Source organism: Georgfuchsia toluolica (assembly GCF_907163265.1).
GTDB classification, from domain to species: domain Bacteria; phylum Pseudomonadota; class Gammaproteobacteria; order Burkholderiales; family Rhodocyclaceae; genus Georgfuchsia; species Georgfuchsia toluolica.
This window is the reverse complement of record NZ_CAJQUM010000001.1, coordinates 1,918,181-1,943,393: the sequence shown is the minus strand read 5'-3', so window position 1 is coordinate 1,943,393 and position 25,213 is coordinate 1,918,181. Positions and strand designations below refer to the sequence as shown.

27 protein-coding genes and 1 pseudogene are annotated in these 25,213 nt (G+C 58.8%); 23 read left to right on the top strand and 5 right to left on the bottom strand.

Going from position 1 to position 25,213, the window contains the following annotated elements; genetic code table 11:
* Positions 1 to 40 precede the first annotated feature (40 nt).
* From hisH to tatC, 9 genes are all read left to right on the top strand, one after another.
* On the top strand, positions 41 to 682 hold the full coding sequence (hisH, locus tag K5E80_RS09150; RefSeq protein WP_220635859.1) for an imidazole glycerol phosphate synthase subunit HisH: 642 nt from the start codon (positions 41 to 43) through the stop codon (positions 680 to 682).
* A 52-nt stretch (positions 683 to 734) separates the two neighbouring features.
* Positions 735 to 1,481, top strand: a complete 747-nt coding sequence (gene hisA / locus K5E80_RS09145) for a 1-(5-phosphoribosyl)-5-[(5-phosphoribosylamino)methylideneamino]imidazole-4-carboxamide isomerase (protein ID WP_220635858.1) — start codon at positions 735 to 737, stop codon at positions 1,479 to 1,481.
* 110 nt (positions 1,482 to 1,591) lie between these two features.
* Positions 1,592 to 2,350 carry an imidazole glycerol phosphate synthase subunit HisF gene (gene hisF / locus K5E80_RS09140; RefSeq protein ID WP_220635857.1) on the top strand — a complete coding sequence of 253 codons (759 nt, stop codon included), beginning with the start codon at positions 1,592 to 1,594 and terminating at the stop codon, positions 2,348 to 2,350.
* On the top strand, positions 2,350 to 2,736 hold the full coding sequence (hisI, locus tag K5E80_RS09135) for a phosphoribosyl-AMP cyclohydrolase (protein ID WP_220635856.1): 387 nt from the start codon (positions 2,350 to 2,352) through the stop codon (positions 2,734 to 2,736). Before hisF ends, hisI begins: the two co-directional genes overlap by 1 nt.
* Positions 2,733 to 3,062, top strand: a complete 330-nt coding sequence (locus K5E80_RS09130; RefSeq protein ID WP_220635855.1) for a phosphoribosyl-ATP diphosphatase — start codon at positions 2,733 to 2,735, stop codon at positions 3,060 to 3,062. Before hisI ends, K5E80_RS09130 begins: the two co-directional genes overlap by 4 nt.
* Positions 3,059 to 3,409 carry a histidine triad nucleotide-binding protein gene (locus K5E80_RS09125; RefSeq protein WP_220635854.1) on the top strand — a complete coding sequence of 117 codons (351 nt, stop codon included), beginning with the start codon at positions 3,059 to 3,061 and terminating at the stop codon, positions 3,407 to 3,409. The genes K5E80_RS09130 and K5E80_RS09125 overlap by 4 nt, the downstream gene beginning before the upstream one ends.
* 14 nt (positions 3,410 to 3,423) lie before the next feature.
* Positions 3,424 to 3,657, top strand: a complete 234-nt coding sequence (gene tatA / locus K5E80_RS09120; RefSeq protein ID WP_220635853.1) for a Sec-independent protein translocase subunit TatA — start codon at positions 3,424 to 3,426, stop codon at positions 3,655 to 3,657.
* Positions 3,658 to 3,724: 67 nt separating this feature from the next.
* Positions 3,725 to 4,099 (top strand): Sec-independent protein translocase protein TatB, encoded by a 375-nt coding sequence (gene tatB, locus K5E80_RS09115; protein WP_220635852.1) that lies wholly within the window; start codon positions 3,725 to 3,727, stop codon positions 4,097 to 4,099.
* 12 nt (positions 4,100 to 4,111) lie between these two features.
* Positions 4,112 to 4,855: a twin-arginine translocase subunit TatC gene (gene tatC / locus K5E80_RS09110; RefSeq protein WP_220635851.1), complete on the top strand. Its 744-nt coding sequence runs from the start codon at positions 4,112 to 4,114 to the stop codon at positions 4,853 to 4,855.
* 105 nt (positions 4,856 to 4,960) lie between these two features.
* On the opposite strand, the gene K5E80_RS09105 is transcribed toward tatC, so the two are convergent.
* Positions 4,961 to 6,112, bottom strand: a complete 1,152-nt coding sequence (locus K5E80_RS09105; protein WP_220635850.1) for a Do family serine endopeptidase — start codon at positions 6,110 to 6,112, stop codon at positions 4,961 to 4,963.
* A gap of 27 nt (positions 6,113 to 6,139) precedes the next feature.
* Between K5E80_RS09105 and K5E80_RS09100 the strand changes: the two genes are divergently transcribed.
* Together K5E80_RS09100 and K5E80_RS09095 are read left to right on the top strand one after the other, a co-directional pair.
* The gene (locus K5E80_RS09100; protein ID WP_220635849.1) at positions 6,140 to 6,886 is read left to right on the top strand and encodes a Nif3-like dinuclear metal center hexameric protein; all 747 of its coding nucleotides are present in this window, start codon (positions 6,140 to 6,142) and stop codon (positions 6,884 to 6,886) included.
* Between the two features lie 156 nt (positions 6,887 to 7,042).
* Positions 7,043 to 7,741, top strand: a complete 699-nt coding sequence (locus K5E80_RS09095; RefSeq protein ID WP_220635848.1) for a phytochelatin synthase family protein — start codon at positions 7,043 to 7,045, stop codon at positions 7,739 to 7,741.
* Between the two features lie 66 nt (positions 7,742 to 7,807).
* Here the strand turns inward: K5E80_RS09095 and K5E80_RS09090 are convergent, their stop codons facing one another.
* The 3 genes from K5E80_RS09090 to msrA all read right to left on the bottom strand — a co-directional run bounded on the left by K5E80_RS09090 (position 7,808) and on the right by msrA (position 9,406).
* The gene (locus tag K5E80_RS09090) at positions 7,808 to 8,155 is read right to left on the bottom strand and encodes a hypothetical protein (RefSeq protein WP_220635847.1); all 348 of its coding nucleotides are present in this window, start codon (positions 8,153 to 8,155) and stop codon (positions 7,808 to 7,810) included.
* A gap of 13 nt (positions 8,156 to 8,168) precedes the next feature.
* A complete protein-coding gene (locus K5E80_RS09085) occupies positions 8,169 to 8,738 on the bottom strand; it encodes a hypothetical protein (RefSeq protein WP_220635846.1) in 570 nt (189 codons plus the stop codon).
* Between the two features lie 107 nt (positions 8,739 to 8,845).
* Complete coding sequence (gene msrA / locus K5E80_RS09080; RefSeq protein WP_220635845.1) at positions 8,846 to 9,406, bottom strand: peptide-methionine (S)-S-oxide reductase MsrA; 561 nt, start codon at positions 9,404 to 9,406, stop codon at positions 8,846 to 8,848.
* 79 nt (positions 9,407 to 9,485) lie between these two features.
* Here msrA and K5E80_RS09075 point away from each other — a divergent pair, with 79 nt between their 5' ends.
* The 12 genes and pseudogenes from K5E80_RS09075 to K5E80_RS09020 all read left to right on the top strand — a co-directional run bounded on the left by K5E80_RS09075 (position 9,486) and on the right by K5E80_RS09020 (position 24,815).
* Positions 9,486 to 9,725: a hypothetical protein gene (locus K5E80_RS09075; RefSeq protein ID WP_220635844.1), complete on the top strand. Its 240-nt coding sequence runs from the start codon at positions 9,486 to 9,488 to the stop codon at positions 9,723 to 9,725.
* A 198-nt stretch (positions 9,726 to 9,923) separates the two neighbouring features.
* Positions 9,924 to 11,084, top strand: a complete 1,161-nt coding sequence (gene sucC / locus K5E80_RS09070) for an ADP-forming succinate--CoA ligase subunit beta (protein WP_220635843.1) — start codon at positions 9,924 to 9,926, stop codon at positions 11,082 to 11,084.
* A 12-nt stretch (positions 11,085 to 11,096) separates the two neighbouring features.
* Complete coding sequence (sucD, locus tag K5E80_RS09065) at positions 11,097 to 11,990, top strand: succinate--CoA ligase subunit alpha (protein WP_220635842.1); 894 nt, start codon at positions 11,097 to 11,099, stop codon at positions 11,988 to 11,990.
* Positions 11,991 to 12,055: 65 nt separating this feature from the next.
* Positions 12,056 to 12,778, top strand: a complete 723-nt coding sequence (locus K5E80_RS09060; protein ID WP_220635841.1) for a TerC family protein — start codon at positions 12,056 to 12,058, stop codon at positions 12,776 to 12,778.
* Positions 12,775 to 13,203: a universal stress protein gene (locus tag K5E80_RS09055; RefSeq protein WP_220635840.1), complete on the top strand. Its 429-nt coding sequence runs from the start codon at positions 12,775 to 12,777 to the stop codon at positions 13,201 to 13,203. Before K5E80_RS09060 ends, K5E80_RS09055 begins: the two co-directional genes overlap by 4 nt.
* A gap of 142 nt (positions 13,204 to 13,345) precedes the next feature.
* Positions 13,346 to 15,976 carry a CHASE2 domain-containing serine/threonine-protein kinase gene (locus K5E80_RS09050; protein ID WP_220635839.1) on the top strand — a complete coding sequence of 877 codons (2,631 nt, stop codon included), beginning with the start codon at positions 13,346 to 13,348 and terminating at the stop codon, positions 15,974 to 15,976.
* A gap of 10 nt (positions 15,977 to 15,986) precedes the next feature.
* Positions 15,987 to 16,808, top strand: coding sequence for a Stp1/IreP family PP2C-type Ser/Thr phosphatase (locus K5E80_RS09045; RefSeq protein ID WP_220635838.1), 822 nt, complete (start codon positions 15,987 to 15,989; stop codon positions 16,806 to 16,808).
* Positions 16,809 to 16,828: 20 nt separating this feature from the next.
* On the top strand, positions 16,829 to 17,593 hold the full coding sequence (locus K5E80_RS09040; protein ID WP_220635837.1) for an FHA domain-containing protein: 765 nt from the start codon (positions 16,829 to 16,831) through the stop codon (positions 17,591 to 17,593).
* A 46-nt stretch (positions 17,594 to 17,639) separates the two neighbouring features.
* Entirely contained in the window at positions 17,640 to 19,859 is a 2,220-nt protein-coding gene (locus tag K5E80_RS09035) for a CHASE2 domain-containing protein (RefSeq protein WP_220635836.1), read from the top strand.
* On the top strand, positions 19,856 to 20,623 hold the full coding sequence (locus K5E80_RS09030; RefSeq protein WP_220635835.1) for a 3',5'-cyclic-nucleotide phosphodiesterase: 768 nt from the start codon (positions 19,856 to 19,858) through the stop codon (positions 20,621 to 20,623). The genes K5E80_RS09035 and K5E80_RS09030 overlap by 4 nt, the downstream gene beginning before the upstream one ends.
* Before the next feature lie 169 nt (positions 20,624 to 20,792).
* Positions 20,793 to 23,172, top strand: a pseudogene (locus K5E80_RS09025) (ATPase, T2SS/T4P/T4SS family).
* Between the two features lie 5 nt (positions 23,173 to 23,177).
* On the top strand, positions 23,178 to 24,815 hold the full coding sequence (locus tag K5E80_RS09020; RefSeq protein WP_220637281.1) for an HD family phosphohydrolase: 1,638 nt from the start codon (positions 23,178 to 23,180) through the stop codon (positions 24,813 to 24,815).
* A gap of 139 nt (positions 24,816 to 24,954) precedes the next feature.
* Here the strand turns inward: K5E80_RS09020 and K5E80_RS09015 are convergent, their stop codons facing one another.
* Positions 24,955 to 25,164 (bottom strand): YdcH family protein, encoded by a 210-nt coding sequence (locus K5E80_RS09015; protein WP_220635834.1) that lies wholly within the window; start codon positions 25,162 to 25,164, stop codon positions 24,955 to 24,957.
* Positions 25,165 to 25,213 lie beyond the last annotated feature (49 nt).

Sequence of the window (25,213 nt, the reverse complement as noted above, 5' to 3'; positions counted from 1 at the left end):
GTGACGCCAAGTCCATGCGCGTTAGTCGAAGCTGTTACGAATGACCACTACCGTTGCAGTTGTCGATTACGGCATGGGCAATCTGCGCTCGGTCGCCAAGGCGATCGAGCATGTCATGCCCACGGCCACATTGCTGGTGACTTCAGATCCGGTCGATGTGGCAAAGGCTGATCGCGTCGTGGTGCCGGGACAGGGCGCGATGCCCGATTGCATGCGCGAGCTAGAAGCACGCGGTTTGCGCGCGGCGGTGATTCGTGCGGCGACGGAGAAACCCTGGCTCGGTATCTGCATCGGCCTGCAAATGCTGTTCGATTACAGCGAGGAGGGCGATGTCGCCGGCCTCGGTATCTGTGCCGGCCGCGTGGTGCGTTTCCCGCACGAGCAGATGGCGTTACCCGATGGCACGCGGCTCAAGGTGCCGCACATGGGCTGGAACGAGGTGCAGCAACAGCGGCTGCACCCGCTCTGGAACGGCATTGCCGATGGCGCGCGCTTTTATTTCGTGCATAGTTACTACGTCGTGCCGGATGATTTCGGCATCACTATCGGCCAGACCCGTTATGGCATCCCCTTTACCAGCGCCGTGGCGCGCGATAATATCTTCGCCGTTCAGTTCCATCCGGAGAAGAGCGCGCAGGCAGGATTGCGGTTGCTGACCAATTTCATGAACTGGAAACCATAAGGTTTCTGACGCTTGCCGATCATCTCTTCTTCCTTATCTCATCCCCATAGTCATGCTGCTGATTCCCGCGATTGATCTGAAGGACGGTCACTGTGTGCGCCTCAAGCAGGGCGTCATGGAAGATTCCACGGTGTTCTCGGAAGAGCCGGCGGCCATGGCCCGGCACTGGATCGACCAGGGCGCGCGCCGCCTGCATCTGGTCGACCTCAACGGCGCCTTCGCCGGCAAGCCGAAAAACGAACCGGCAATCAAGGCCATCCTCGACGAGGTTGGCGAGGAGATTCCGGTGCAGCTCGGCGGCGGCATACGCGATCTCGATACCATTGAACGCTGCCTCGACGACGGCATCAGCTACATCATCATCGGCACGGCGGCGGTGAAGAATCCCGGCTTCCTGCACGATGCCTGCACCGCGTTCCCCGGCCACATCATCGTCGGGCTCGATGCCAGGGATGGCAAGGTGGCGGTCGATGGCTGGTCGAAGATGACCGGCCACGATGTCATCGACCTGGCCAGGAAATTCGAGGACTACGGCGTCGAAGCCGTGATCTATACCGACATCGGTCGCGATGGCATGCTTTCCGGCATCAACATCGAGGCCACGGTCAAGCTGGCGCGGGCGTTGCGCATTCCGGTCATTGCCAGCGGCGGACTCGCCGCGCTGAAGGAGGTCAAGGCGCTCTGCGCCGTGGCCGACGAAGGCATCGTTGGCGCGATTGCCGGCCGCGCCATCTATGAAGGCAAACTCGATTTCCGCAAGGCGCAAGCCGAGGCGGACAAACATTCAAAAGCGACATAGCCACAGAGGACACAGAGGCCACAGAGGAAAACCAAATCAGGACCCATAGCGCTTGCGTGTGGTTTCGCTTTTGACTTTCTCTGTGTCCTCTGTGGCTAAAAAGGTTTTTCATGCTTGCAAAGCGCATTATTCCTTGTTTGGACGTCAACGCCGGCCGCGTGGTCAAGGGCGTCAATTTTATCGAGTTGCGCGATGCCGGCGATCCGGTCGAGGTGGCCCGCCGCTATGACGAGCAGGGCGCCGACGAGATCACTTTTCTCGACATCACGGCGAGTTCCGACCAGCGCAACATCATTCTCAATGTAGTGAAGCAGGTCGCCGCGCAGGTGTTCATACCGCTCACGGTGGGCGGCGGCGTGCGCAGCGTCGACGACGTGCGGCGCCTGCTTCATGCCGGCGCCGACAAGGTGAGCATGAATACCGCCGCGGTGCAGAACCCGCAACTTGTTGCTGATGCCTCGGGCAAGGTCGGCGCGCAATGCATTGTCGTCGCCATTGACGCCAAACAGGTTGCGCCTGGGAAGTGGCATGTGTTTACGCACGGCGGGCGCAATGACACCGGCCTCGACGCCATCGACTGGGCGCGCAAGGTCGAATCGCTTGGCGCCGGCGAGATATTGCTTACCAGCATGGATCGCGATGGCACGAAGAACGGTTTTGACCTTGAACTGACGCGGGCGGTGGCCGAAGCGGTGGACATTCCCGTCATTGCCAGCGGCGGCGTCGGCAATTTGCAGCATCTGGCCGACGGCGTGAAACAGGGCCGCGCCGACGCCGTACTCGCCGCCAGCATCTTCCACTATGGGGAATATACTGTCCGCCAAGCGAAGGAATTCATGCGCGCACAGGGTATCGAGGTAAGACTTTGATGAGTTCTAAGTGGCTGAATGAAGTGGTTTGGGACGAACTGGGTCTGGTGCCAGCCATTGCGCAGGACGCAAACAGCGGCGAAGTGCTGATGTTCGCCTGGATGAACCGCGAGGCGCTGGAGAAAACGCTGGCCACGGGCGAAGCCGTGTATTGGTCGCGCAGCCGGCGCAAACTGTGGCACAAGGGAGAAGAGTCCGGCCACACGCAGAAAGTGCTGGAAATCCGTGCCGACTGTGACCGTGACGTGATCCTGCTCAAGGTGGAACAGACCGGCGGCATCGCCTGCCACACAGGTCGACGCAGTTGTTTTTTCCATCGCCTGGAAAACGGCGGCTGGCAGGAAACTGAGCCGGTGCTCAAAGACCCGAAGGAAATATATAAATGACCAGCATGGAGATATTGCAGCGCTTACAGCGGGTGTTGGCCGAACGGCGCAATGCAGCGCCGGACTCGTCCTACGTTGCCGGGCTCTACGCCAAGGGCACTGACGGCATCTGCAAGAAAGTCGCCGAGGAAGCGGCTGAGGCCATTATGGCGGCTAAGGACGGCGACCAGACGCACCTGGTCAAGGAAGTCACCGACCTGTGGTTTCACAGCATGGTGCTGCTGGCGCATTTCGGCGTCGGGGTCGAGGATGTCGCCGCCGAGTTCCTGCGTCGCGAAGGCGTGTCGGGCATCGAGGAAAAAAAGCAGAGAGGAAACCCATCATGAGCGGCTGCATTTTCTGCAAGATCGCCGCGGGAGAAATCCCCAGCAAAAAGATCTACGAAGACGAGGATATTTTCGCCTTCCATGACATCAACCCGGCCCGGCCGGTGCATTTTCTGATGATTCCGAAACGTCACGTCGGCTCGCTCTACGATGCCGATGCCTCGTATCAGGCCGTGCTGGGCAAGATGCTGCTCAAGGCGGCGGACCTGGCGCGCAAGCAAGGATTGAACGAAGGCTTTCGCACCATTGTCAACACCGGAAGGATAGGCGGGCAGGAGGTGTATCATCTTCATATTCATATCATGGGCGGGCCGGAACCGGTCGGGCCGATGGTGCTTAGGGTTTAGTAAAGGAGAACGACATGGGTGGATTCAGTCCATTTCATTGGTTGATTGTGTTGCTGATAGTCGTGCTTATTTTCGGTACCAAGAAACTGCGCAATATAGGTCAGGATCTGGGTGGCGCAATCAAGGGATTCAAGCAGGGCATGAGCGAGGGCGCCACGGACGACAAGCCTGTGGAAAAGGCAGCGGAATTGCCGTCCCAGGCAGGCCAGACGATTGAAGGCGAAGTCAAGAACAAGACCAAGAGCTGAGCCGGTTACGCGGATCGCATGAGCGAGCGGGTAGTCCCCGCTCGTTTTTTTGGTACCAGGTGACGCAATGTTCGACATTGGTTTTTCCGAGATGGTGGTGATCGCGGTGGTCGCGCTGATCGTGCTCGGACCCGAACGCCTGCCGGGCGTGGCGCGCACCGTGGGCGCCCTGCTGGGCCGGATGCAACGCTACTTCAACGATGTCAAGTCGGAAGTCAATCGCGAACTGCAACTCGAAGACCTCAGGAAAATGCAGCAAGATCTCGCCGACAAGGCAAGAGCCATGGAGCAGTCGGTTCGGGGCGAACTGTCCGATGTCGGGCAGACCATCGAAGTGGCCCAGGAAGCCCTGTCTGCGCCAAAGGAACCATCGCTGGAGAGCATAGATCCAGCGCTTCCGGGCAAGGCGGCCGCGAATGTTGAATCCGACCATGACGCATAAAAAATAAACCAGATGCTGGAAAACGCCGAAGGTTTCATCTCCCATCTGGTCGAACTGCGTGGTCGCCTGATGCGTGCGTTGCTGGCGGTGCTGGCGCTATTCCTCTGCCTGCTGCCCTGGGCCAGCAACATCTACGACCTGCTGGCACGGCCAATGCTGAAGGCATTGCCGCCGGGGACCAGGATGATTGCCACCGGGGTGATTACACCGTTCATGGTGCCGATCAAGGTGACCCTGCTGGTGGCCCTGGTCGCCGCCCTGCCGGTAGTGCTTTACCAGGCTTGGGCTTTCGTTGCCCCCGGCCTGTACCGGCACGAAAAGCGTTTTGCCCTGCCGCTGGTCATCGGTTCGACGCTGTTGTTCATACTCGGCATGGCATTCTGCTATTTCTTCGTCTTTGGCACCGTGTTCAGCTTTATCGCCAAATTCGCGCCGAACAGCATCATGCCGGCGCCTGACATCGAGCAGTATTTTTCGTTCGTGATGACCATGTTCCTTGCCTTTGGCACCACCTTCGAAGTGCCAGTGGTGGTGCTGCTGCTGGTGCGCTTCGGCGTGGTCAGTCTCGACAAGCTGAAGGAAATGCGGCCCTATGCGATTGTCGGCGCCTTCATTATCGCGGCGGTGGTGACGCCGCCGGACGTCACTTCGCAGGTGTTGCTGGCGGTGCCAATGTGTCTGCTCTACGAGTTTGGCCTGTTGCTGGCGCGCTTCGCCGTAAAGCCTGCGGAACCCAAGCCCGAGCAAGATGCTTGAGGTTCAAGATTCAAGATTCAAAGTTAAAGGTTAAAGGTTAAAGGTTAAAGGTTAAAGGTTAAAGGTTAAAGGTTAAAGGTTAAAACTTTGCAAAGTTGAACGCTTTTACTGCCGTTGCGTCTGCGGTCGCTTGCCGATGGTGACATCGACTTCGATGTTGCGGTTGTTACGGCGCAGTTTGAGCTTCGCCTGACTGCCCGGGTTTAGTGGCGCGATCAGTTCGATCATGTTTTGCGAGTCGGTAATCGGCTTGCCGTTTACCGCCAGCAGCACATCGCCGGTGCGAATTCCCGCCTTGTTGGCCGGACTGCCGCGCATGACACCAGCAATCAAGGCGCCGTCAGTATTCGGCATGCCAAATGATTCGGCGATTTCCGGCGTGATTTCCTGCATTTCAACGCCGATCCAGCCGCGCGTGACGGAACCGTTCCTGATGATCTGGTCGAGCACGTTGCGCGCCAGCGAGACCGGGATCGCAAAACCGATACCCATCGAGCCGCCGCTTTGCGAATAAATCGCCGAGTTGATGCCGACCAGATTGCCATTGCTGTCGACCAGCGCGCCGCCGGAGTTGCCGGGGTTAATGGCGGCGTCGGTCTGGATGAAGTTCTCGAAGGTATTGATGCCCAGATGCGTGCGGCCAAGCGCCGAGACGATGCCGGAGGTGACGGTCTGGCCGACGCCGAAGGGATTGCCGATGGCGAGCACTACGTCGCCGACGCGCAGGGAATCCGGCGCAGCGAAGGTGATGGCGGGCAGTTTGCCTTCGGTCGCGATTTTGAGCACGGCGAGGTCTGAGTCGGGATCGGCGCCGATCACCCGGGCCTTGAATTTCTGGCCATTATTGAGCGCGACTTCGATTTTGTCGGCGGCTTCGACGACATGATAGTTGGTCAGGATGTAGCCGTCGGCGGAAACGATGACGCCGCTGCCCAGCCCCGAGCGCGGCTCCGTTTGCTCATCCAGTTGGTCGCCGAAAAAATGACGGAAAAAAGGATCGTTGAGCAGCGGGTTGCGGGACGCCTTGACTTCCTGCGAGGTATACACATAGATGACGGTGGGCACCGCCTTGCGTGCCGCATCGGCATACGAAGCAACGGCGCGCATGCCGCCGCCGGTCGATACCGCCTGCAGGATCGATACGTCGTGCGATTCACCGCGTGGGGCCAACCATTCCGGTTTCAGGGTCTGAATGGTGAACAGTACGGCGACCCCGACGGTAACGGCTTGTGCGAAGATGTACCAGAGTCGTTTCATATGAGTGATTGAAATTTGGGAGAGGCCATGCACCGCGACGCATTGCGCGATTACCTGGACGAACTGTTGCAAGTTGCGCAGTTCCATGATTATTGCCCAAATGGCCTGCAGGTGGAAGGGCGCGCGGAAATTCGTAAAATTATCTGTGGCGTCACTGCTTCCCAGGCCTTGCTTGATGCCGCGGTGAACGCGGACGCGGATGCGGTCTTGGTCCACCACGGCTATTTCTGGAAGGATGATGACAATCGGGTGACCGGTATCCGCAAGTCGCGCCTGGCTACGCTGCTCAAACGCGATATCAACTTGTTCGCTTATCACCTGCCGCTCGATGCGCATGCTGAACTTGGCAACAACGCGCAATTGGCCGCGCTAGCCGGCTGGACGGCGGAAGGGCGCTTTGGCGATCAGGACATTGGCTTTATCGGCCGCCCGGACACGCTATGCACAGCTGGCGACGTGCTTGCGCAAATCGAAGCGACACTCTGCCGTACGGCACTGCTGGTCGGCGACGCGCAGCGGAAAGTGAAGCGCATCGCATGGTGCAGCGGTGGCGCGCAGGGACATTTCGAGGAAGCGATCGCCGCAGGCGCCGACCTGTATGTGAGCGGCGAGATTTCCGAGCAGACCACGCATCTGGCGCGCGAATCCGGGGTGCCCTACATTGCGGCGGGGCACCATGCGACGGAGCGCCATGGCATACAAGCCCTGGGCGCGCATCTGACAAAGCGTTTCGGTCTTGCCTGTGATTTTGTCGATATCGATAACCCGGTCTAACGCGCAGGGTCGCCAGCATCACCCTTGATGATGAAAATGCGCGAAAGGCAAATTAAACGTCCCCCGCCCCAACCCCGCCCCGGGGCGGGGCTACTGGTTTGCTCGCTACGCTCGATAGTCACAATGCGCGCTGTTTTTGCTTTTTTACGCTAATCCATGGCCATGCGCTGCCGCCTGTCCATTGTTGCCGCCTTCCTCGCCACGCTGCTCGCGGTGTCGAGCGTTGTCGCCGCGCCGGTCTATCTCAACACCCCGGACGGTGAACAGCGCTTGATCGGTGCGAAACTGCGGCAGCATTTTTTTGCCGTGCAACCCTATGTGGAAACCCAGCAGAACCTGGCCTTTTGCGGGCCGGCCAGCATCGTCGCGGTGATGAACAGTTTCGATACACCGCGCCCGTTCGAGCCCCGGCTTTATCCCTACCGCTTCTACACTCAGGACAATATCTTCAACGCCGATACCCAGCGTGTGAAGAGTTTCATCATGGTCTCGGTGCGCGGCATGACGCTGGCCGAGATGGCGGCCTTCTTCAATGCGCTGGGCGTCAGGGCCACGGCCTACTACGCCAACAGGCTCGACATCGATCAACTGCGCACCCTGCTCAAGGACACGCTCGCCAGGCCGAACGCACGCATCGTCGCCAACTTCAATCGCAAGTTGCTGACGCAGGAAGGCGGCGGACACCAGTCGCCATTAGCCGCCTACGACGAAGTCAGTGATTCGGTGCTGATGCTGGATGTCGCCAAGTTCAAATACCCGCCCGCATGGATCAACATCGGCGAGTTGCTCGAAGCGATGCAGAGTGTTGATCCCGATTCCGGCAAGAGCCGAGGCCTGGTGATCGTCGAAAAATAGCCTTCCATTACTCGTCTGCCTGCGCCTGACGTATTGCCAAGAGCAATATGATCTCTTCCGCCACGCTTACCGGGAATCCGGTGCGAGTTCCTGCGCGGTTGTCCGCCAGCAGGCTGAGCAGGTAGTCTTCGCACTTCGGCGTCGGCCAGAGGTTTTCCAGTTGTCGGGCAATGTGCGGATAGTCTTCCAGCGATGATTTGGGAGCAGTGTCGTTCTCATTGTCATTCCAGCTGCCGGGTGGACGTTGAAGATGGTGTGTATTTCTTCGATGGTGCTATTAAACACCGTTTGCTTGTTGCTCCGCCGATGGACATCGAGCAGCTTCAGTCGGTGCAAAAGCGTCTGGCGCGGTTTGGCGCGAATGCGCTCGATCAACGCCTTTATGGCGCCTTCGGCAAGGTCCATCGAGATCATGACGTCAGCCAGCTCAAGCGCTTCGTCCCTGAGCGGCGGCGGTTCGATGCTGGCGTCTAGTTGTTTCCTGGTAGGACGCTTTCGCATGAACCACCTGCGCAAGTGGATGCCCAACGCGGCGGGCGACCAACCCGCCGTCGATCAACACGGCCGTGCGAAGCGCTGTGGTTAATATCGGGTTATCGGGTTCGGGAACCGGTACAGGCTGTGGCGGCAAGGCTGGGTGCGGGGCAACCGGCAGCACCGCTATTGCCGGCCACGGTTGTGAAACTGTGGCAGTACTACCACGCCCGTTTGCCGATGCAATGGCGCCGGCGGTGGGCATCGCTTCAATGATGCGGGTGATGTCTGCAATCAACTGCGCAACGTGATCCAGGCGAGCCAGTGTCTCCTCAAGCGGGCTGGCGTGATGGACTGGAGGCGCGGGCGGCGTTTTGTCGACCGGCAGATTTGGACCGGGCATGGCTGCGATGATCGCGTGCAGTTCGCGCGTCGCCTCGGTCATGCGTTCGACATGGGTGATCAGCTCGTACTTGAGACCATGAACCGGCGTGGCAAAGGCAGCCAAAGCCATCAGCGGCATGCCGATAGCCGGGTATCCATGCGATATCGAATCCCGAAGGGAAGGGCGCCGACTCATGGCGGGATTCCATGTGTGGAAAATTTATAGGATAAACGGAATCTTGGCATTTAACCTTTTTTGATCCTGTCAGCGAAGGACTTCCTCAGCTTCGCAATCTTGGGCGCCACCACCATGGCACAGTAGGGTTGATGTGAGTTATTGAGGAAATAGTCCTGGTGATAAGTCTCGGCAGGCCAAAATCGCGTCGCGGGCAATACCTGGGTGACGATAGGGTCAGGCCAGATACCCTGTGCGGCGAGTTCCTCGATCAACCCGCGGGCCACATTTGCCTGTTGCGCCGAATGCGTAAAAATTACCGAACGATATTGTTCGCCAACATCGTTGCCTTGCCGGTCCGGTGTCGTTGGGTCATGGGCGGTAAAGAAGGCCAGCAACAGGGTTCGGTAATCGATTTGCCCCGGATCGAATTCGAAGCGCACGACTTCGGCATGACCCGTAGCGCCGCCGCAGATGGCTGCGTAGTCAGGATGGTCAAGATGGCCGCCGGCATAACCGGAGACTGCGGACTTGATCCCTTCGAGCTGCTTCAAGGCGGCTTCAATGCACCAGAAGCAACCACCGCCCAATGTGGCAACTTCGATGGTTCCTGGAGTTTCATTCTTGCTCATGGAGTCTATTTTCAATGCTATGTTGCCAGTATTATGCAACCTTGGCGTCCAATCGCGCCACGCCGCAGAGATGAGTTCCATGATCCAGGCTCAAACCCATTTGCTGTTCGATAAACACATTGCGACGCTGCGCAAGGCGATGGCGGCTGGCGAGAGCCGTACCCAGTGGAATCCCTATCCGGAAAACCCGGAGCAGGCGGTGAACGCGCGCTCGAAGAGGGCCGCGAGGCATTTGATGCGTTTCGGATGCATCGTTCTATCTCGATCAGCCAGGCATGATCGGATGGGTTTGGGCCGAGCGATCTCCCAGGTCGGCTGAGATATTCGGCCGCAATGTCCATCGTCGTTATTATGAGAACGGTATTATTACGCCGCTGCGGCAGGCGCCGCCTGTGGTAGAATAATGCGGTTTTTCGCCACTTGAATGGCAAAACGATGGCGTTACGATTGGTTTCGCTCAACCGGCAAACGCCAGTCCTTTCAATCGCAGGCAATATCAGGCAGACAAGGAAATCGCATGAAGATCCACGAGTATCAGGGCAAGGAAATCCTGAGGAAATTCGGTGTCGCGACTCCGCGCGGCATTCCGTGTTTCTCGGTAGATGAAGCGGTCAAGGCCGCGGAAAAACTGGGCGGCAAGGTGTGGGTGGTGAAGGCCCAGATCCATGCTGGTGGTCGTGGCAAGGGTGGCGGGGTGAAGCTTGCCAAATCCCTGCATGAAGTGCAGGAATATGCCGGCGCGATTCTGGGCATGCAGTTGAAGACGCACCAGACCGGTCCCGAAGGCCAACCGGTGCACCGGCTGCTGATCGAAGACGGCGCCGACATCAAGAAGGAATACTACTGCGCCGCGCTGACCGACCGCGCCACGCAGAAGGTCGCCATGATGGCCTCCTCCGAAGGCGGCATGGACATCGAGGAAGTCGCGCACAAGACGCCCGAGAAAATCATCAAGGTCTTCATCGATCCGCTGGTCGGCATCACCGACGCGCAGGCGCAGGAATTGGCGGCTGGCATAGGCGTGCCGGCGGCTTCGCAGGCCCAGGCCATCGACACCTTCAAGAAGCTCTACACCTGCTACATGGAGACCGATGCCACGCTGGCGGAAATCAATCCGCTGATCCTCGAAGGCAATGGCAACATCAAGGCGCTCGACGCCAAGTTCAATTTCGATTCCAACGCGCTGTACCGCCATCCCGATATCGTCGCCTATCGCGACCTGGATGAAGAGAATGCCGACGAAATCGAGGCCTCCAAATACGATCTAGCCTACATCTCCCTCGACGGCAATATCGGCTGTCTGGTGAACGGCGCCGGCCTGGCGATGGCGACCATGGATACGATCAAGCTGTTCGGCGCCGAGCCGGCCAACTTCCTCGACGTGGGCGGCGGCGCGACGACCGAGAAGGTCACCGAAGCCTTCAAGATCATGCTCAAGAATCCCAAGGTCAAGGGCATCCTGGTCAATATCTTCGGCGGCATCATGCGCTGCGATACCATCGCCGAGGGCATAGTCGCGGCGGCCAGGGAAACCAAACTGTCTGTGCCGCTGGTGGTGCGCATGAAGGGCACCAACGAAGACATCGGCAAGAAGATCCTCAAGGATTCCGGCTTGCCCATCATTCCCGCCGACACCATGGCCGAGGCCGCGACCAAGATCGTCGCCGCGGTCAAGTAAGGAGCAGCATCAATGTCCATTCTCATCAACAAAGATACCAAAGTCATCACCCAGGGCATCACCGGCAAGACCGGCATGTTCCATACCTCGAAGTGCCGCGAATACGCCAACGGCGTTAATTGCTTCGTCGCCGGGGTGAATCCGAAGAAGGCAGGCGAGGATTTCGAGGGCGTGCCGATCTACGCCAGCGTCAAGGAAGCCAAGCAGGCCACCGGCGCCACCGTCTCCGTGATTTACGTGCCGCCGGCTGGCGCCGCCGATGCGATCTGGGAAGCCTGCGAAGCCGACCTCGATCTCGCCATCTGCATCACCGAGGGTATTCCCGTGCGCGACATGCTGGTGGTGCGCAACAAGATGAAGCAGAAGGAAGCCAAGGGCGGCAAGAAGACGCTGCTGCTCGGCCCCAACTGCCCCGGCCTCATCACGCCCGACGAAATCAAGATCGGCATCATGCCCGGCCACATCCACAAGAAGGGCCGCATTGGTGTCGTGTCGCGTTCCGGCACGCTGACCTACGAAGCCGTGGCGCAGGTTACCGAACTGGGCCTCGGCCAGTCGTCCGCAGTCGGCATCGGCGGCGACCCGATCAACGGCCTCAAGCACATCGACATCATGAAGCTGTTCAACGACGATCCGGATACGGACGCGGTCATCATGATCGGCGAAATCGGCGGTCCCGACGAAGCCGAGGCCGCGCAGTGGTGCAAGGCCAACATGAAGAAGCCCATCGTCGGCTTCATCGCCGGCGTCACCGCGCCTCCCGGCAAGCGCATGGGTCATGCCGGCGCGCTGATCTCCGGCGGTGCCGACACGGCTGATGCTAAACTGGCCATCATGGAAGCGTGCGGCTTCAAGGTGACGCGCGATCCGTCGGAAATGGGCAAGATACTCAAGACGCTGCTGTAAAAAATACAGCATCCCATAAGCCGGACGGCCTCTTGGCCGTGCGGCTTTTTTACTGAGGGGCTAACATGGATTTCAGTTCGGCCCATTTCTGGGTAGCGGTGGCACAGATCGTCATGATCGACGTCGTGCTGTCCGGCGACAATGCGGTGGTGATCGCGCTGGCCTGCCGCAAGCTGCCCACGGAACAGCGGCACAAGGGGATTCTTTGGGGAGTCGCCGGTGCTGTTACGTTACGAATCATATTGACCGCTTTCGCGGCGTTGCTGCTTAGTCTGCCATATATCAAGTTCGGTGGCGGCCTGCTGCTACTCTGGATCGGCGTCAAGCTGTTGCTACCCGAAGACGGCCATGGCGAGGGGGGTATCGATGCCGCCGACAATCTGTGGGGGGCGGTAAAAACCATCATAGTCGCCGATTTCGTAATGAGCATCGACAATGTGATTGCAGTCGCGGGGGCAGCCCACGGCAGTCTTGGCCTGCTGATTTTCGGTCTTGCGGTAAGCATTCCGCTCATCATCTGGTCGAGTCAGTTCGTGCTCAAGCTGATGGATCGCTTTCCCGTCATCGTTACCGGTGGTGCCGCCCTGCTGGGCTGGGTGGCGGGTAGCATGATCGCCACCGATGTTGTGCTCAAACAATGGCTGGAAGCTCACTTGCCCTATGCCGACAAGTTGTTCGCTACTGCTGGCGCTGTTCTGGTGGTCGCTATGGGCTATGCGATTGCCCGTCGCATGAGTAAACGCAAAGCGATGACAGAATTACCTATCGACACAAAGGAAAAGTCATGAATATTCGCATATTGTTGCCGGTGGACGATTCCGAGGCATCGAGCCAGGCGGTCGACGCTTTCCTGCAACGGCTGGACTGGTACAGCGAGAAACCCGAGGTTCATCTGCTCAACGTCCAGCCGCCACTGCGCGGCGACATCGCCAGCTTCCTCAAGGCCGGCCTGATCGAGCAATATCATCGCGATGAAGGCATGAAGGCGATCGAGCCGGTGCGGCAGCGCCTGGAAGTCGCTGGACTGACGCCCAAGGTGAGTGTGGTGGTGGGCAATGCCGCCGAAACCATCGTGCGCTATGCGGCGGAGCAGGGCTGCCAGCAGATTGTCATGGGTTCCCGGGGTCTGGGAACGACCGGCAGCTGGTTTCTTGGCTCCACCGTCACCCGGGTGCTGCATCAATCGACAGTGCCGGTACTCGTTCTGCGTTAAGGCCGGCGGGGCGGCAGGTCTGCACGCGTTCATGCAAAAAAGATTTGACGGAGCTTAGGTTCGACTGTAAGAATTGGCACTATAGTGCTGTTTCTATGCGGGGTTGGGTAGTCTGGCGGGGCATTGGGGGAGAATAAAAACGATGAAAATGGCCAAATCCGGATTCTGGAAGAGCGACTGGTTTGTGGGGCTGGTCGTCAGCTTTGTCATTCTGGTGCTCGGCAATGGGGATTTACTGCAAAGCCTTGAGCGCAAGGCCTATGACATCGGGGTTAGCATGACCGCGCGCGCGCCATCCGCCAAGGTGGCTGTGATCGCCATCGACAAGCAGAGCATCGACAACATCGGCCGCTGGCCCTGGTCGCGCGACGTGATGGCCGATATGGTGGACAAGCTTGCCGTGGCCAAGGCCAAGGTGATTGCCCCGGTGATTTTCTATGCCGAGCCCCAATTGGACCCGGGATTCGGCTATATCACGAAACTCATGGAAGCCTGTGGTGTGCAGCCGCTGGCGCCCGTGGCCCCCAGTGAGGCGCCAGTAGCGGCTGATGCCGCTGCGCCGGCCGTGACGACCCCACCCGCCCCTGCCCCGGTGGCGTCGAGTTGCCCGCAAATCGCTGCGTTGCTGCAGGAGGCCGAGCAGACGCTGAATACCGACCGCCGCCTCGCGCAAGCCTTCAAAAAGGCAGGCAATGTTGCATTGCCAATACTGTTCCGCATCGGTGAGCCGCTCGGCCGTCCCGACCAGCCGCTGCCTGACTACATTGCCAGGAATGGCATCAAACTCGCCGGCGGCGACAACGCGCCGCTTCCGACCATCGATCTTGATGCTAATGTCATCGAAGCGCTGGGCAAAAGCGCGGTCGCGATCGGGCACCTGAACGTGACCCCGGATGTCGACGGCGGCATACGCACCGAGGCGTTGGTGCTGGGGCATTTCGATCAGGCCTTCCCGGCCTTGTCGCTGCTGGTGGCGGCAAAGAGCCTGAACCTTGGATCCGCCGACATTCAGGTACGTCCGGGCGAGGCAGTGCAACTGGGCAAGCTCAAAATCAGAACCGATCCCGATACCCGCATGTATACCTTTTTCTACAAGGATCGGGATGGCCAGCCGGCATTCCCTGTCGATTCCTTCTTCGACGTGAAAACGGGCAAGATTCCCTATGACAAATACCGCGACAAGATCGTCTTGATCGGCCCGACGGCGGCGGGCGTGGGCAGCATGTTCGTGACGCCGATTTCCTCGACCATGCCGGCGGTGCTGATGCAGGCGCACGCGGTATCGAGCATCCTGTCCGAGCACTTTTTCGTGGCGCCAGCGTGGGGCTTCTGGGCCGAGAAAGGGGTGTTCCTGCTGATTGCCGCCTATCTCATCGCCCTGCTGCCACGCCTCAAGGCCGGCATGGCGGCAATGATTACGGGCGGCTTGTTGGTACTGCTGATCGGCACACATTTCGTGCTGATTACAACGCAATTGCTGTGGCTGCAATTGATGGTGCCGGCGACGTTGCTGCTGGTTGGTCATGCGCTGCTGACGACCAAGCGCTACCTCGTTACTGAGCGCGGCAAGGAAAAATCCGATCTCGAATCGGCCGAATCGAACCGCATGCTCGGCCTTGCCTTCCAGGGCCAGGGCCAGCTCGACATGGCCTTCGACAAGTTTCGCAAGTGCCCGCTCGACGATCAGTTGATGGAGAACATGTACAACCTCGGCCTCGATTTCGAGCGCAAGCGCCAGTTCAACAAGGCCGAGTCGGTGTTCCGCTACATGGCGGATTACAACCCCAAGTTCAAGGATCTGGAATCGCGCCTTAATCGCGCCAAGCAGCTTTCCGAGACGGTCATGCTCGGCGGTGGGGGTGGGGTGCGCAGCAATGCCAGCCTGCTCGATGCCAGCGGCAATGTCGAAAAGCCCATGCTCGGCCGCTACCAGATCGAGAAGGAACTTGGCAAAGGGGCGATGGGCGTGGTCTATCTTGGCCGCGATCCGAAGATCAACCGCGTGGTGGCGATCAAGACCATGGCCCTGGCGCAGGAGTTCGAGGAAGACGAACTGGCCGAGGTCAAGGAACGCTTTTTCCGCGAAGCCGAAACCGCCGGCCGGCTCAATCATTCGAACATCGTCACCATGTATGACGCCGGCGAGGAACACGATCTGGCCTACATCGCGATGGAATTCCTCAAGGGCAAGGATCTGGTGCCCTACACCAAGCCGGACAAGCTGATGCCGGTCGACAAGGTGATGAGCATCGCCGCGCGGGTGGCCGACGCGCTGTCATATGCGCACGAGAACAACGTGGTACACCGCGACATCAAGCCGGCCAACATCATGTACGAACCGGAGGCCGATCAGGTCAAGGTGACCGACTTCGGTATCGCGCGCATCACCGATTCCTCGAAGACCAAGACCGGCATGGTGCTGGGTACCCCGAGCTATATGTCGCCGGAGCAACTGGCGGGCAAGAAGATCGATGGCCGCTCCGACCTGTTTTCGCTGGGCGTGATGCTGTATCAAATGTCATGCGGCAAGCTGCCTTTTGAAGGCGATTCGATGGCGCAATTGATGTACAAGATCGCCAACGAAGCGCACCCCGATATCCGCATTCTGCGCCTCGATCTGCCGGATTGTCTCAAAGCCGTCATCGACCGGGCCCTGGTCAAGGATCCCGACCAGCGCTATCAGACCGGTGCGGAAATGGCGCGCGACTTGAGAACCTGCGGCACAATGGCGGCTGGCGGTGCGACAGATGGTGGCGTAGATGTCAAATTTTAAGGGCGAGTAAATGGACTTGACACAAGTGCTGGAGGTGGTAACGCGATCCGATCCGGGGATGGTGCGCGGGCACAATGAGGACTCGGTCTTCGCGAATCCGGCCCTGGGCGTGGTGGTGCTGGCCGATGGCATGGGTGGCTACAATGCCGGCGAAGTCGCCAGCGGCATGACGACGACGCTGCTGGCGAGCGAACTGGCGCGTGCTTTTGCCGAGAAGGCGCCCTATGAAAAGGCGGCTTCCGGCAACTGGGCCTCCGCGGCACTCCAAACCGAGATAGCCAAGACCAATGGTGCCGTCTACCAGGCGGCACAAAGCCAGCAGCAATATGCAGGCATGGGAACAACACTGGTCGCCGCGGTATTTCATGATGATCGTGTTACTGTTGCGCATATCGGAGATTCCCGCCTGTATCGTTTGCGCGCGGGAACGTTTTTGCAAGTGACAAAGGATCACTCGCTGTTGCAAGAGCAGATCGACAGCGGCCTGATCACGCCCGAACAGGCGCGCACATCGCAGAACAAGAATCTCGTCACGCGCGCCCTGGGCATCGACCCATCGGTGGAGGCGGAGATTCATGAATACGATGTCGAGGCCGGAGATATTTATCTACTCTGTTCGGACGGTCTCAACGACATGGTGCCGGATGACGAGATCGGGATGACACTGCAGATGCTCGCGGCCAACCTCGAACTCTGCGCCACGCAACTGGTAGAGATGGCAAATGACAACGGCGGGCGCGACAATGTGTCGGTGATCCTGGTCAAGGTGCGGCAGCCTTATCCGGCGCCGCGAAGCTGGTTTTCCAGGCTGCTGGCCTGGTTCAAGCAATGAAGCATTGAGGGGAATTGAAGATGGCAAAGCTCATACTCAGCATGGACGGTCTCACGCTCAATGAGATTCCACTCTCCAAGGAGCGGACAATCATCGGTCGCAAACCGCATAACGACATACAGATCGACAATCTGGCCATCTCCGGCGAACATGCGGTGGTGGTGAAAGTCCTCAATGATTGCTTCCTTGAAGACCTCAACAGCACCAACGGCACCTTCGTCAATGGCCAGTCGGTGAAGAAGCACTTGCTGCAAAACAACGACGTCATCGAGTTGGGCAAATACCGGCTCAAGTATGTTGCCGAAGTTGCCCAGGCACCGACGGCGGCAGCGGACTTTGAAAAGACGATGGTGCTGCGCCCCGATGTCATGCGCAAAACCGCAGAGCAGATGGCCAGCAAGGGCTTCGGCGACACACAGACCGGCATCAAGGCCGCACCAGCGCCACAGCAGCAACAGCCCAATCCTCCCCCAGCCCAGCCCGCCGCCGCTCCGGCAGCGCCTGCGCCCAAGCCTCTTACGCTGCTGGGTGCAATCCAGATACTCACTGGCGCCAACAGCGGCAGGGAGATGGAACTGACCAAGACGCTGACGACGCTGGGCAAACCGGGCGTGCAGGTAGCGGTGATCGCACGCCGCCCCCATGGCTACTTCATCACCCATGTTGAAGGGACCCAATTCCCTGTAGTGAATGGCAATACTTTGAGTACCCAAGCCCATCCCCTCGCCGATCACGACATCATCGAACTGGCCGGCGTGAAAATGGAGTTCTTCCTCAAGGGGTGATTTGCCGCCCATTCATCCAGCCCGGCCGATAACCCAGAGAGATCGCTTGAAGCAGCATCTGACCCGTTATCTGCTTGGTTTCGCCTTGTTGCTGGTGCTGCTCGGGCATTCGGCCGGTTTTTATCATATCCCGCTGATCACCCGCCTCGACAACATCATTTATGATGCGAAAGTGGTGCTGTCGATGCCGCAGAAGCTGGACGACAGGGTCGTCATTCTCGATATCGACGAAAAGTCGCTGGCGGAACTCGGGCGCTGGCCCTGGAGCAGGGACAAACTGGCGACGCTGGTCAGTAATCTGTTCGACAAATACCACGCCGCGGTGCTCGGCTTCGACGTTGTTTTCGCCGAGCGTGACGACAGTTCCGGCCTGATGCATCTGGAAGCGCTTGCCGGCAGGCAACTGAAGGACAACCTGGTCTTCCAGTCCGCATTGCAGGAGCTTCGCCCCCAGCTCGACTATGACGCACGGTTTGCCGAGGCGCTGAAGGGGCGTCCCGTGGTGCTCGGCTATTTCATGAGCAGCGAGAACAGGAATGCATTGGGCGCCTTGCCCGCGCCGGTGCTTCCGGCGGGCACCTTCAGCGGCCGTCGCATCGATTTCCGTTCCTTTACCGGCTACGGCGGCAATCTCGAACTGCTGCAAAAGTCCGCGGCCAGCGCGGGATTCTTCAACATGGTGCCGGATTACGATGGCGCGACGCGGCGGGTACCAATGCTGGTCGAGTACCAGGGCGCCTACTACGAATCGCTGGCGTTGGCGATGGTGCGGCAATACTTGGGCAATCCGAAAGTGGTGCCCGGATTCCCGCCCGCCAGCAAGAATTATCAGGCGATGGAATGGATCGACCTGCCGACGCCGCAGGGCACCTTGCGCATTCCCGTCGACGAAAATGTGTCCAGCCTGGTGCCGTTCCGCGGCTACCAGGGCAGTTTTCATTACATCCCGGCGGCGGACGTGATTGCCGGCCGTGCCAGGGTTGAGGATTTGCAGCACAAGTTCGTCATCCTGGGCACCACTGCCGCCGGCCTCAAGGACCACCGCGTGACGCCAGTGGGGAATGTCTATCCCGGCGTCGAAGTGCATGCCAATCTGATCGCGGGCATGCTCGACGGTGCCATTAAATATCGGCCGTCCTATGTGCTTGGCGCCGATGTGGTCATGCTGCTGCTGGCGGGTGGGGTGATGGTATTCCTGCTGCCCTTGCTGTCGGCAGCGCGCGCGGCGATCGCCTCGCTCGCCGTGCTGCTGTTCCTGCTTGCGGTCAACTTCGCTTTCTGGCAGGCCGGCAATCTGGTGCTGCCACTCGCCAACAGCCTGATCCTCGTGTTTCTGCTTTATGCCGTCAACATGTCATGGGGTTACTTTGTCGAGTCGCGCAGCAAACGGCAATTCACCGAATTGTTCGGGCAGTATGTGCCGCCCGAATTGGTCGATGAAATGGCCAGGAATCCCGAGGGTTACAGCATGGACGGGCGCAAGGCCGAGTTGACCGTGCTGTTTTCCGACATCCGCAGCTTCACCACCATTTCCGAAGGCCTGGAGCCGGACCAGCTCGCTACGCTGATGAATTTATATCTGGGTGCGATGACCGAAGTGGTACGCGACAACCGCGGCACGCTCGACAAATACATCGGCGACGCGATCATGGCCTTCTGGGGCGCGCCGATGGATGATTTCGACCATGCCAAACGCGCGGTGCTGACCGCCATCAAAATGCAGCAGGCTTTGGTTGCCCTCAATAAAACGCTGGTGCAACGCGGCTGGCCCGAACTCAGGATCGGTGTCGGCGTCAATACCGGCATCATGACCGTGGGCGACATGGGCTCGCCGGTGCGCAAGGCCTACACGGTGATGGGTGACGCCGTCAATCTCGGTTCGCGCCTGGAAGGCATTACCAAGCAATACGGCGTCGGCATTATCGTCGGCGAAACGACGCGCGATAAGCTCAAGAAGGATTTTGTTTTCCGCGAACTCGACCGGGTCAAGGTCAAGGGCAAGGACGAGCCGGTCGGCATTTACGAACCGCTCGGGCTGGAGGGCGAACCCAGTCGCGCCGAGATGGAAGAGCTCAAGCTGTGGGGACAGTTTCTGCGCAGTTTCCGGGCGCAGGACTGGGATGCGGCGGAGGTTACGCTGCTGAATCTCTCACGCGCCAACCCGCGCTACCTGTACGAGAAAGTCTATGCGGGGCGGATCGCGCTCTACCGCAAGGAGTCGCCTGGCGCGGGTTGGGATGGCTCGTGGAAGTTTGATACCAAATGAAAATCAGGATCCTTGGTTGCAGTGGCGGCATCGGCGGCAGGCATCTGCGCACCACCTCGATGATTGTCGATCATGACATTCTGGTCGACGCCGGGACGGGCGCGGCTGATTTGCAGATCGCCGATCTGGTCCAGATCGATCATGTCTTCATCACCCACCCCCACCTTGATCATGTCGCCTGCCTGCCATTTATCGTCGATACGGTCGGCGACAGGCGCAGTCGTCCGCTTATCGTGCATGCCACGGCGGAAGTGATCGAGATATTGCATTCTCATATTTTCAACTGGGCGATCTGGCCCGATTTCAGCGCAATCCCGACGCCAGAGAAGCCCTATCTGCGCTTCGAGACCCTCAATTTGGGGGAACCCGTCAAGCTGGACAATCGAATCATCACCGCCCTGCCCGCCAACCATACGGTACCCGCCGTCGGCTACAGTCTGAGTTCCGGCGGTGGTACCCTGGTATTTTCCGGCGACACAACGATTTGTCCCGAACTGTGGGCCGAGGTGAACTGCATCCGTGATCTGCGCTATTTGATCGTCGAGTGCGCCTTTCCCGATCGTGAAAGGCGCCTGGCGGAAATGTCGAAGCATTTGTGCCCCTCGCTGCTGGCCGAAGAACTAACCAATTCCCAGCTTGACGCCGAGATATTCATTACCCACCTCAAGCCGGGCCAGATCGAACTGACCATGCTTGAGGTTGAAGACAGCATCGGCGAAATGAGACCGCGCATGTTGCAGAACAATCAGGTGTTCGATCTATGAATGCCCACCAATCATTGTTTGACGCACGGCGCGAATATGTAGCGTATTGTCAAACAGGTGGGCGCAGCTGCGCGGCGGCGTTCCTGCTTTCCCGGTGCGGACTGCATGCGAATGCTCTTTCAGGTGGTTGGCGCGGACGGCCATCGACATTGCCGGAGACGATAAATCAATGAGTGCAGTGCCCTCTTCAGGACAGGATACGAGCAGTCTGGCAGATGTCGGCAGCCGTCTGGCATTCTTCAAGAACCTACAGACGGTTACCAACAAGATCCATGCGACATCGAACATCGACGAGATCATGCTCGAACTGTCGCAAGACGTCTGTAATCTGTTCAACGCCGATCGTCTTACCATCTATTCGCTCGGCGAGGACAATGCGTCGATCGTGTCCAAGCTAAAGACCGGACTGAACTCATTCAAGGACCTGCGCTTGCCGATTACCGATCAGAGCATTGCCGGTTATGTTGCGTTGTCGCGCAAGATCGTCAACATCCGCGACGTCTATGACGAAACCGAGCTGAAGGGCATCCATCCCGGTCTGCGTTTCCTGCAGGAGGTGCAAGCGCACCGGCTACCGTACCAAGCAGATGCTGGTGGCGCCCATCGTCGAGCAGTCCAGCGGCGAACTGCTGGGCGTCGTGCAAATTATCAATAACAAGGCCGGCTATCCATTTGCCCAGGTATCGGAAGAAGGCGTCAAGGGTCTGTGCGAGACGCTGGCGATCGCCTTTGCCCAGCGCAGCAAGCCGGCTACGCTGGTGCGCTCGAAGTATGATTTTCTGGTGGCCGAAGCTATCGTTACGGCCGATGAACTGGATCTGGCCAAGCGTACCGCGCGCAAGGATGGCCGTGGCCTGGAGGAAGTCCTGATCAAGGAGTACCAGGTCACACTCCCCGCACTGGGCGCCGCGCTCTCCAAGTTCTTTAATGTGCCCTATGAACCCTTCAAGTCGGATCGTATCAAACCGGCCGATCTGCTCAAGAATCTGAAACGCGACTATATCGAGCAGAATCATTGGCTGCCCATCGACGATACGACGGAAGGTGTGGTGGTGCTTTGCCTCGATCCGGAACAGATCAGGAACTCGCGCATCGTCAGCAATATTTTCCCCAGGAGCAAGATTGCCTACCGCGTCTCGACGATCAAAGAGTTCATCGAAACGGTGGATCACTTCTTCGGTGCGTCCGGTCCGGAACTCGATGCTACTTCAGTCGGCGACTTGCTCTCCAGCATGGACGAGGGAGAGATCGACAGCGGCGATTCATCGTCCGACGATGTGTCCGCCGCTGCGGACAATGAACTGGTAAAGCTCGTCAACAAGATCATCATTGATGCCTACCAGCAGGGGGCGTCGGACATTCACATCGAACCGGGGCCGGGCAAGGAAAAAACCCTGATCCGTTTTCGCAAGGACGGTTCGCTGGTGAAATACATCGATGTTCCCGCCATGTATCGCAACGCGTTGGCAGCGCGGATCAAGATCATGTGCGACCTGGATATTTCCGAGAAGCGCCGGCCGCAGGATGGCAAGATCAAGTTCAAGAAATTCGGCCCGCTCGACATCGAATTGCGCGTAGCGACGATTCCTTCCGCTGGCGGCGTCGAGGATGTGGTGATGCGAATCCTCGCTGCCGGTGAACCGATTCCGCTCGACAAGCTGGGCGTCCTGCCGGGCAATCTGGAACAGCTCAAGAAGACCATCAGCAAGCCCTACGGCCTGTTCTTCGTCTGCGGCCCAACCGGCTCCGGCAAGACGACCACCCTGCACTCGATACTGAAGTTTCTCAATACGCCGGATACCAAGATCTGGACCGCAGAAGACCCGGTGGAAATCACACAGAAGGGTCTGCGCCAGTGCCAGATCAACAAGAAGGCCGGGATGGATTTTGCCGTAATCATGAAATCCTTCCTACGCGCAGATCCGGACATCATCATGGTTGGCGAAATGCGCGACAAGGAGACCACCTCGATCGGCATCGAAGCCTCGCTCACCGGCCACCTGGTGTTCGCCACCCTGCACACCAACAGCGCACCGGAATCGGTGATCCGCCTGCTCGACATGGGCATGGACCCGTTCAACTTCGCCGACGCACTGCTCGGCATTCTGGCCCAGCGCCTGGCCAAACGTCTGTGCGGCAAGTGCAAAGAGGCTTACAATCCGGATGCCGAGGAAATGAAACTGTTCCTCACCGAGTATTGCACCGAGTTGATCAATACCGAGTCCTTTAAGCGCCAAGGCAAGGCCGCCTATGAGAATGTTTACAGAAGGTTGCTGAAGGATTACGGCAAGGACGGCAAATTCGTCATGTACCGGCCCAAGGGTTGTCCCGAATGCGGCGGCAGCGGCTACAAGGGCCGGCTCGGCCTGCATGAACTGATGGTCGGCACTGATGCGGTCAAGAAATTGATCCAGGAGCACGCCCGCGTTGCCGAACTGTTTGCCCAAGCACTGGAAGACGGCATGCTGACGTTGAAGATGGACGGCATGGAAAAAGTGCTGCAAGGGATCACCGACCTCAAACAAGTGCGCGCGGTTTGTATCAAGTGAACACTATGAATGCCAATATCACGGACGACCTGTTCCTCCGCCTCGAACAGCTCCACGACATTGGCACCGCGTTGTCCAAAGAGCGCGATATCAACCGCCTGCTCGAAACCATCCTTGTCGCGGCAAAAACCATCACTCATGCCGACGGCGGCACGCTGTACCGGCTTACCGACGATCGTCAGCACCTGCGCTTTGAAATCATGCGCACGGATTCGCTGCATATTCAGCTTGGCGGCACTACCGGCAACAAGATAGCGTTTTCCGATCTGCCGTTGAGGAATGAACACGGCGAAGACAACAATGCGATGGTGGCAGCCTATGCGGTAATCAACGACAAGACGGTGAACATCGCCGACGCCTACACCGAAGCAGGCTTCGACTTTTCCGGCACGCGCCATTTCGACGAAACAACCGGTTATCGCTCAACTTCGTTCCTCACCGTGCCGATGAAAAATCACGAGAACGAGGTGATCGGCGTATTGCAGTTGATCAACGCCATTGATCAAAAAAGCAAGCGGGTCGTTCCGTTCTCCTATGCCGATCAACGGCTGGTGGAATCGCTCGCCTCGCAGGCGGCCATCGCCCTGACCAACCGGCTGCTGATCACGCAGCTCGAACAACTATTCGAGGCCTTCATCGGCCTCATCAACCTCGCCATCGACGAAAAGTCGCCCTACACCGGCGGCCACTGTGAGCGCGTACCGGTGCTGACCATGATGCTGGCCGAAGCGGCCAGCGCCACCGAGACCGGACCGCTGGCAAGCTTCCGCATGTCCGACAAGGATCGCTACGAGATCAAGATCGCCGGTCTGCTGCACGACTGCGGCAAGGTCACGACCCCGGTGCATGTGGTCGACAAGGCGACCAAGCTGCAAACCATTTTCGATCGCATACATCTCATCGATACCCGCTTCGAGGTGCTCAAACGCGATGCCGAAATCGACGCGCTGAAACGCAAGCGGGCAATCAAACCGTCGCACGATGCCGGGGCCGAACGGCGCATCGACGCTGAATTAGCCCAAACCCTGGCCCGGGTTGATGAGGAACGCGATTTTCTGCGCAAGACCAACATTGGCGGCGAGGCGATGCGGCCCGAAGACCAGCAGCGGGTGACAGAGATCGGCACGAAATATCGCTGGCGTAATCCGGAAGGCGCCACGACGGACTTTCTCAGTCCCGAAGAAATCGAAAACCTGTCGATCCGTGCCGGTACGCTCACCGCCGCCGAGCGCGACATCATCAACTATCACATCGTCGCCACCATCAAGATGCTGAAGCAGTTACCCTGGCCGCGGCATCTGCAAAACGTGCCCGAATACGCCGGCGGCCATCACGAGCGCATGGATGGCAAGGGTTATCCGAACGGGCTGAGGCGCGAGCAGATGCCGGTGCAGGCGCGGGTGATGGGGATCGCTGACATTTTCGAGGCGCTCACGGCGCGTGACCGGCCTTACAAAGTGGGTATGAAATTGTCACAGGCTGTGGGCATCCTCGCCAATTTTGCCAAGAACGGCCACATCGACCCCGACCTGTTCGAGGTCTTCATCCGCAACCGCATCTACCAGAAATATGCCGAGGCGTTTCTGGATCCCAAACAGATCGACACGGTCGACGAGCGGGCAATTCTCGGGAATGTTGCTTGAGAATTTATTCTTGGATCATATGAATGCTTGAATGCAAGCACGGTCGCTTGTCGATTAATCCATATTGGATTGCAGTACCGGCACGCGTTACCTACTGTTGCCGATGCGGAAGACGATACGTGGGACAGGCAGGGACGCTTCACGCCAGGATATCCGGCTCCAGCATGCCCTCGATCAGGGTGATCTGGTCCTTGAGGTAAAGCTTGCGCTTCTTCAGCCGGCGCAGCATCAGTTCGTCAGTGGGTGGCGATTCCAGCAAATGCGCGATGGCGGCATCGAGGTCGCGATGCTCGACTTTCAGCTCCTGTAGCCGGATGCGAAGGGTATTGGCGTCGTCCGTCTGGGTCATGGCGTAATTTTATTCGATCGCCGCTTGGGCGGGGCGGCCTCGGTGAGCT